A 7262-nucleotide genomic window follows, 5' to 3' on the forward strand; every position below is an offset into this window, starting at 1 on the left:
CATGCAGATTCTGTTGGCTAACCCGCGCGGCTTCTGCGCAGGCGTTGACCGCGCTATCAGCATTGTTGAAAACGCGCTGACGCTATATGGCGCGCCGATCTACGTGCGTCATGAAGTCGTGCACAACCGCTATGTTGTCGATAGCCTGCGTCAACGCGGCGCTATTTTTATCGAGCAGATTAGCGAAGTGCCGGACGGCGCGATCCTGATTTTCTCCGCCCACGGCGTCTCTCAGGCCGTACGCAACGAGGCGAAAAGCCGCGATCTGACGGTTTTTGACGCTACCTGCCCGCTGGTGACCAAAGTCCATATGGAAGTTGCTCGCGCCAGCCGTCGGGGGGAAGAGTCGATCCTGATTGGTCACGCCGGTCACCCGGAAGTTGAAGGCACCATGGGCCAGTACAGTAACCCGCAGGGGGGGATGTACCTGGTGGAATCGCCGAATGACGTCTGGAAGCTGGATGTGAAAAACGACGCTAAGCTGTCGTTTATGACTCAGACGACGCTCTCCGTTGATGATACCTCCGACGTGATTGACGCCCTGCGCGAGCGCTTCCCGAAAATCGTCGGGCCGCGCAAAGATGATATCTGCTATGCGACGACAAACCGGCAAGAGGCCGTCCGCGCGCTGGCCGGGCAGGCTGACGTAGTGCTGGTGGTGGGGTCGAAGAACTCCTCGAACTCTAACCGTCTGGCCGAACTGGCCCAGCGGATGGGGAAAGCTGCCTATCTGATCGATGATGCGACCGATATCCAGGAAGCCTGGGTGAAAGACGCAACCTGCGTCGGCGTAACCGCAGGCGCATCGGCGCCGGATATTCTGGTACAGAACGTGATTTCGCGTTTGCAGGAGCTGGGCGGCGGCGAAGCGGTGCCGCTGGAAGGCCGTGAAGAGAACATTGTTTTCGAAGTGCCGAAAGAGCTGCGCGTAGACGTCCGTGAAGTAGAGTAAGTTCTTTTTCCCCGCAGTATGAGAAGATGCCAGGCTTAACGTCTGGCATTTTTTATGGAGAAACTATGCGCTTACCTATCATTCTGGATACCGATCCCGGCATTGATGACGCCGCAGCGATTGCCGCGGCGCTGTTCGCTCCCGAACTGGACCTACAGCTGATGACCACGGTAGCGGGGAACGTATCCGTGGAGAAAACCACCCGCAACGCCCTGCAGCTTTTGCATTTCTGGAACGCCGATGTTCCGTTGGCTCAGGGCGCTTCCATGCCGCTGGTCCGCCCGCTGCGCGACGCCGCCTCCGTACACGGCGAGTCCGGGATGGAAGGCTACGATTTCGTGGAACATAACCGTCAGCCGCTGGCAAAACCGGCATTTCAGGCGATCCGCGATGCGCTGATGCACGCTCCGGAGCCGATGACCCTGGTGGCGATTGGCCCGCTAACCAATATCGCGCTTCTGCTGACCCAGTATCCCGAATGCCGCTTTAATATCCGTCGACTGGTTATCATGGGCGGTTCCGCCGGGCGCGGTAACTTTACGCCGAATGCGGAGTTCAATATCGCCATCGACCCGGAAGCGGCGGCGAAAGTTTTCCAGAGCGGGCTGGAGATTGTGATGTGCGGGCTGGATGTCACCAACGAGGCGATGCTGGCTCCGGACTACCTTGCTACGCTACCGACGCTGAATCAGACCGGGAAGATGCTGCATGCGCTATTTAGCCACTACCGGAGCGGGAGCATGAGCAGCGGCCTGCGTATGCATGACCTGTGCGCGATTGCCTGGCTGGTTCGTCCGCAGCTCTTCACCCTCAAGCCCTGTTTTGTGACGGTAGAAACCCAGGGAACCTGGACCTCGGGAACGACGGTGGTCGATATCGAAGGCAAACTGGGCCAACCGGCAAACGTGCAGGTGGCGCTGGGTCTGGATGTAGAAGGTTTTCAGCGCTGGGCAGCGGAGGTGATTGCTTTAGCGCCCTAATCTGGCGATGAAGCGGCCGGCATGGCTTTCAGGTTTTCTGCGTTGAATCCACGACGTTGCGCCAGAGCGTGCCCGCTTCATCCGTCCACATCATCAGTAGCAGGGAAGCTAAGCGCTCTGCCGCTGCGGAAAGAGGCCTGTTTTTTACGCGAATCATACCCAGCGTGCGTCTGATGACCGGCTCCACAAGCGGGACGCTCACCACGGCGCTCTCTCCGTGGGGCATTGCCAGACAAGGGAGTGCGGAGACTCCGAGGCCTGCTTCGACAAGGCCGAGCGAGGTCGACAAATGTCTGACTTCATAAAACCAGCTCAGCTGCCAGGGTTTATCCGCCAGACATTTCTCGATCAACTGTCTATTGCCGCTTGATTTCCTGACGCCGATTAACGTCTGGCTAACAAGCTCCCGCCATTCGACCAGTTTCCTGGTTGCCAGAGGATGATCTTGCCGGCAGGCCAGAACAAAAGGCTCGTTCACCAGGGGAATGAAATCGATATCCGGATGTGTGATGAAGTTCATGTTTATACCAAAATCAACATCGCCTTTTCGTACCGAGTCCATACAGGTTTCAATACCTTGTTCATAAATTCGTACTTTGATGTTGGGGTAACTTTGATTAAATTGCACGATAGCGCGCGGTAAAAAATAAAATACGGCAGTAGGAATGCAGGATAGCGTAACCGTATCATGCAATTGAGACGTTAAATCGTTAAGGTCAAATATTGCCGCATCAAGGCCGGAGATCAAAGATTTAGCTCTTGGGAGAAGCATTTTTCCGGCTTGCGTCAGCGCAATCTTTCGCGTCGTTCGTTCGAACAGCGCAATATCCAGATTACTCTCTATTTTTTTTATCTTCTTAGTTAATGCCGGTTGCGTAAGATTTAATTGTTCGGCGGCTTTACTAAAAGAGCCTAGCTCTGCAACTGTGACAAAGGCTTTCATCCCGGATAGTTCATTTTTCATTATTGCTCCGTAGGGCCTAATAAGTGTTTCTCTAAGTAGATGACAAGTGATTATTAATCGGTAATGGCACTTTTATTAATTCCTGGCAGGAATAACTCTTATGGCGAAATTTTATCAACCGGTAAAAATCTTGCAAGTAGAATGAATTTGTAAAATGCCTGACGTGAATGATGTAGCAGGTGAATTAAGTAAATAAAAAACTTAAACAGCATAAAGCAAATTAAATTCACAAGGCATTTCGTTTAATTCTTCTATGTTTTATCGGGTGAGGAACTTGCTATGAAGAGCATTCCCTGTGTATTAATGCGTGGTGGAACATCCAAAGGCGCCTTTTTATTAGCGGATGATTTACCAAAGGATATTAACCAACGTAATGACTTCCTGTTATCCATCATGGGATCGGGCCATGAGCTGGAAATTGACGGAATTGGCGGTGGAAGCCCACAAACCAGCAAAGTGGCCATTATTAGTCGATCTGTTAGTGAAAAAGCGGACATTGATTATCTGTTTGTTCAGGTTATCGTCAACGAACGGCGGGTCGATACCACGCCGAACTGCGGAAATATGCTGTGTGCTGTAGGGGGATTCGCAATAGAACAGGGGTTAATTAAAGCGGATTCTCCGGTCACGAGAGTGCGCATAAGGAATGTGAACACCAATACTTTTATTGAGGCTGACATTCAAACGCCTGAGGGAAAGGTTATCTACGACGGCGATACGCAGATAGACGGCGTTCCCGGCCGTGCCGCACCGGTTGCATTAACCTTTTTGAATTCTGCGGGTGCAAAATCCGGCCAGCTTTTCCCTACCGGGAATCGGCTGGACGTATTTGATAATGCGCAAGTCACCTGTATTGACATGGCAATGCCGATGGTCGTGATTCCAGCTCAGAGCCTGGGAAAAACCGGTTATGAATCTGCCTGCGAATTAGACCGGGACACAGCGCTTTTAGAATCGCTGGAGTCTATTCGGCGACAAGCGGGAAAGGCGATGGGATTTGGCGATGTGACAAATATGGTTATCCCGAAACCGGTTCTGATTTCTCCTGCGCTTAGCGGCGGAAATTTAAATGTTCGATATTTTATGCCCCACAGTTGCCATAAATCGTTGGCGATTACCGGCGCTATCGGCCTGGCGAGTGCATGTATTATTCCGGGAACGATTGCTAATGAACTGACGAAATTGTCTGGTGATGGCATCGTTAAAATCGAGCACCCCAGCGGGAGTATTGCGGTCGACTTAAGTAATACGACCGAAGCCCCTGAAGCGATCCGCGCCTCTGTTATTCGCACGGCACGGAAGATTCTTTCCGGCTCGGTTTATATTGCCGACTAAATACCGAGTCCCCTCCTTAACGAAAAATTACCGTGGATTGAGGCGGGGAGCTATGTGAATGCGTTCCACAAGCATCCTTAAATATTGAGTACAGCTAAGGAATGGAAATGCAAAAGAATAAGTTATGGAAGCTGCTGGTTATAATAGCAATACCGTTACTCATGAGTTTATTCCCGGCGCCGCAAGGATTATCAACACTTGCCTGGGTTTTATCAGGCATTTATCTGGCAGCCATTGTGGGGTTAGTCATTAAACCCTTTTCAGAGCCTGTGGTACTGCTGATTGCCGTCGCCGCATCAATGGTGGTCACCGGCAATCTGGGTGATGGTTCGGTAAAAGCCGCCAGCGTATTAAGCGGATATTCATCCGGCACCACCTGGTTAGTTTTCTCCGCATTTACTCTGAGTGCAGCTTTTGTTATTACCGGGCTAGGTAAAAGAATTGCTTATTTTCTTATCGGAAAAATTGGTAGTACAACGTTGGGCCTTGGCTATGTAACCGCCTTCCTTGACCTGATCCTGGCCCCCGCAACGCCATCGAATACAGCACGTGCTGGGGGGATTGTTTTACCGATCATTAATAGCGTCGCAGTCGCCCTTGGCTCGGAGCCGGAGCACAGCGCAAAGCGAGTTGGTCACTATCTTATGTTGAACATCTATATGGTGACGAAAACAACCAGCTATATGTTCTTTACCGCAATGGCCGGCAATATTCTTGCGCTGAAGATGATTGAAGATATCTGCCACATCAAATTAAGCTGGGGTGGCTGGGCGCTGGCCGCAGGATTACCTGGTATCATTATGCTGCTGCTGACGCCGCTGATTACCTACAAGCTTTATCCGCCGGAATTAAAGCGGGTTGATAATAAAAAGATCGCCAAAACGGGCATCGAAGCTTTGGGACCCATGACCCTGCGTGAAAAGATGCTCTCTTGCCTCTTTGTTCTGGCACTGGGCGGTTGGGTGTTCAGCAGCGCCCTGGGGGTTAATGAGTCAACCGTTGCTATCTGCGTCATGGCCTTGATGTTAGTGCTGAAAATCGTAACCTGGGATGATGTGATAAAAAATAAAGGCGGCTGGAATACGCTCATTTGGTACGGTGGGATTATTGGCTTAAGCTCGTTATTATCAAAAGTTGGCTTTTTCGTGTGGCTGGCTGATTTATTAAAAAATAATATTTCATTTGATGGTCACGGTAATATAGCCTTTATTGTTATTGTCGCCTTGAGCATACTGGTTCGTTATTTCTTCGCCTCGGGAAGCGCTTATATCGTCGCTATGGTTCCGGTCTTTGCCATGCTGGCGAATGTATCTGGTGCACCGATAACCCTCACCGCACTCGCGCTATTATTCAGCAATTCTTATGGCGGAATGGTCACTCACTATGGTGGCGCGGCGGGACCAGTTATTTTTGGTGTGGGTTATAACGATATCAAATCCTGGTGGATTATAGGTGGAATACTGGCGGTACTGACATTCCTCTTGCACATCACCCTCGGGGTATGGTGGTGGGAAATACTCATATCATCCGGGATGATTTAAGTCGTTACTGAGAAAGAATGCCGTGAATATCTGGGCATCGGTTGATGCCCAGGACAATTGTAGATGATGCCATTGCCATGTGGTTATTATCTTACCTGGAGTTTAATGATTTAAGTATGAAAAAACTCACATGATCGCAAATATTATTATATGACCTTTAACAAGGTGAGGTGCAATATATTTATGTCTCCAGTTACGATTACGTTGTCGCTATTGGTTTTTTCGATCGTCATGTTCGTTTGGGAAAAAATACCATTAGCTGTAACTGCCATGATAGTTTGTATTACTCTGGTTGTCACCGGGGTCTTCGATGTCAAAACTGCTTTTGCAGGTTTTATTAATCAGAATGTTATTTTATTTGTGGCTATGTTTGTGGTAGGCGGGGCTTTATTCGAAACCGGCGTAACCGATAAAATTGGCGGTATCGTGACACGCTATGCGCGTACAGAAAAACAGCTGATAGTCATTATTATGTTAGTGTGTGGGACCCTTTCTGGATTTTTATCGAATACCGGAACGGCTGCAGTGTTAATACCTGTTGTGATCGGCGCAGCGATAAAATCAGGTTATGCCCAGTCACGTCTGCTTATGCCCCTGGCCTTTGCCTCTGCGTTGGGGGGAAATTTGTCGCTTATCGGTTCCCCAGGAAATCTGATTGCACAGTCGGCGCTGGAGCAGGTTGGCCAACGTTTTGGTTTTTTTGAATATGCTAAGCTGGGTATTCCGATGCTGGCTTGCGGTATTCTCTATTTTGTCACGATAGGCTACCGACTATTACCGCAAAAAAGTACGCTACACCAGCAACGCACTGAAAGTATGCGCAAGATAGCGTGCCCGAAATACAAGCAGGTGATTGCGCTGTCGGTACTAATCGCAACCGTATCCGGCATGATTTTCGAAGAACAGATTGGATTGCCGATTGCTATTGTTGGCTCAATTGGCGCTTTAACGCTGATTGTCACCAGGGTGATTACTGAAAAACAGGCATACCAGGCCATCGATTCACAGACCATTTTCCTGTTCGGCGGAACGCTGGCACTAGCAAAAGCGCTGGAAACCACCGGCGCTGGTGCGATCATGGCGCGTGCAATGATTGAACAACTGGGTAATCACGCTTCCCCCTTCTTACTTTTAAGCGCGGTATTGCTCATCTCCTGTGTGTTAACAAACTTCATGTCCAATACGGCAACCGCCGCTTTATTAATGCCGATTGGTCTATCTATTGCGCATTCGATGGGGGCCGATCCCCGGGCGGTATTAATGGCTATAGTTATTGGCTGCTCATGTGCGTATGCAACCCCTGTGGGTACGCCCGCCAATATGATGATTTTTTCTGCGGGCGGCTATAAGTTTATTGATTACGTTAAAACCGGATTGCCGCTTATTGTTATATCGGTAATCGTCAGCTTTATTTTATTGCCTGTGTTTTTTCCATTTTATTAGCCGATAACGGTAGTGAGGCTTTGTTGAATAAATCGAACTTTTGCTGA

General features: G+C 49.8%; 6 protein-coding genes. 5 read left to right on the forward strand and 1 reads right to left on the reverse strand.

The window, feature by feature from the left end; translation table 11 throughout:
- The first annotated feature begins 1 nt into the window (after position 1).
- Together ispH and rihC are read left to right on the forward strand one after the other, a co-directional pair.
- Positions 2–952: a 4-hydroxy-3-methylbut-2-enyl diphosphate reductase gene (ispH, locus tag HMPREF3178_RS14565; RefSeq protein WP_004108315.1), complete on the forward strand. Its 951-nt coding sequence runs from the start codon at positions 2–4 to the stop codon at positions 950–952.
- Between the two features lie 65 nt (positions 953–1017).
- Positions 1018–1932 carry a ribonucleoside hydrolase RihC gene (rihC, locus tag HMPREF3178_RS14570; RefSeq protein ID WP_004108313.1) on the forward strand — a complete coding sequence of 305 codons (915 nt, stop codon included), beginning with the start codon at positions 1018–1020 and terminating at the stop codon, positions 1930–1932.
- Between the two features lie 28 nt (positions 1933–1960).
- Here the strand turns inward: rihC and HMPREF3178_RS14575 are convergent, their stop codons facing one another.
- Positions 1961–2896, reverse strand: coding sequence for a LysR family transcriptional regulator (locus HMPREF3178_RS14575; protein ID WP_004108311.1), 936 nt, complete (start codon positions 2894–2896; stop codon positions 1961–1963).
- 279 nt (positions 2897–3175) lie between these two features.
- Here HMPREF3178_RS14575 and HMPREF3178_RS14580 point away from each other — a divergent pair, with 279 nt between their 5' ends.
- The 3 genes from HMPREF3178_RS14580 to HMPREF3178_RS14590 all read left to right on the forward strand — a co-directional run bounded on the left by HMPREF3178_RS14580 (position 3176) and on the right by HMPREF3178_RS14590 (position 7215).
- On the forward strand, positions 3176–4231 hold the full coding sequence (locus HMPREF3178_RS14580; RefSeq protein WP_004108309.1) for a 4-oxalomesaconate tautomerase: 1056 nt from the start codon (positions 3176–3178) through the stop codon (positions 4229–4231).
- Between the two features lie 107 nt (positions 4232–4338).
- Complete coding sequence (locus tag HMPREF3178_RS14585; RefSeq protein ID WP_004108306.1) at positions 4339–5772, forward strand: anion permease; 1434 nt, start codon at positions 4339–4341, stop codon at positions 5770–5772.
- Positions 5773–5955: 183 nt separating this feature from the next.
- A complete protein-coding gene (locus HMPREF3178_RS14590; protein WP_004108304.1) occupies positions 5956–7215 on the forward strand; it encodes an SLC13 family permease in 1260 nt (419 codons plus the stop codon).
- The last annotated feature ends 47 nt before the right edge of the window (positions 7216–7262 follow it).

The organism is Klebsiella sp. HMSC09D12 (assembly GCF_001808475.1).
Taxonomy (GTDB): domain Bacteria; phylum Pseudomonadota; class Gammaproteobacteria; order Enterobacterales; family Enterobacteriaceae; genus Klebsiella; species Klebsiella oxytoca.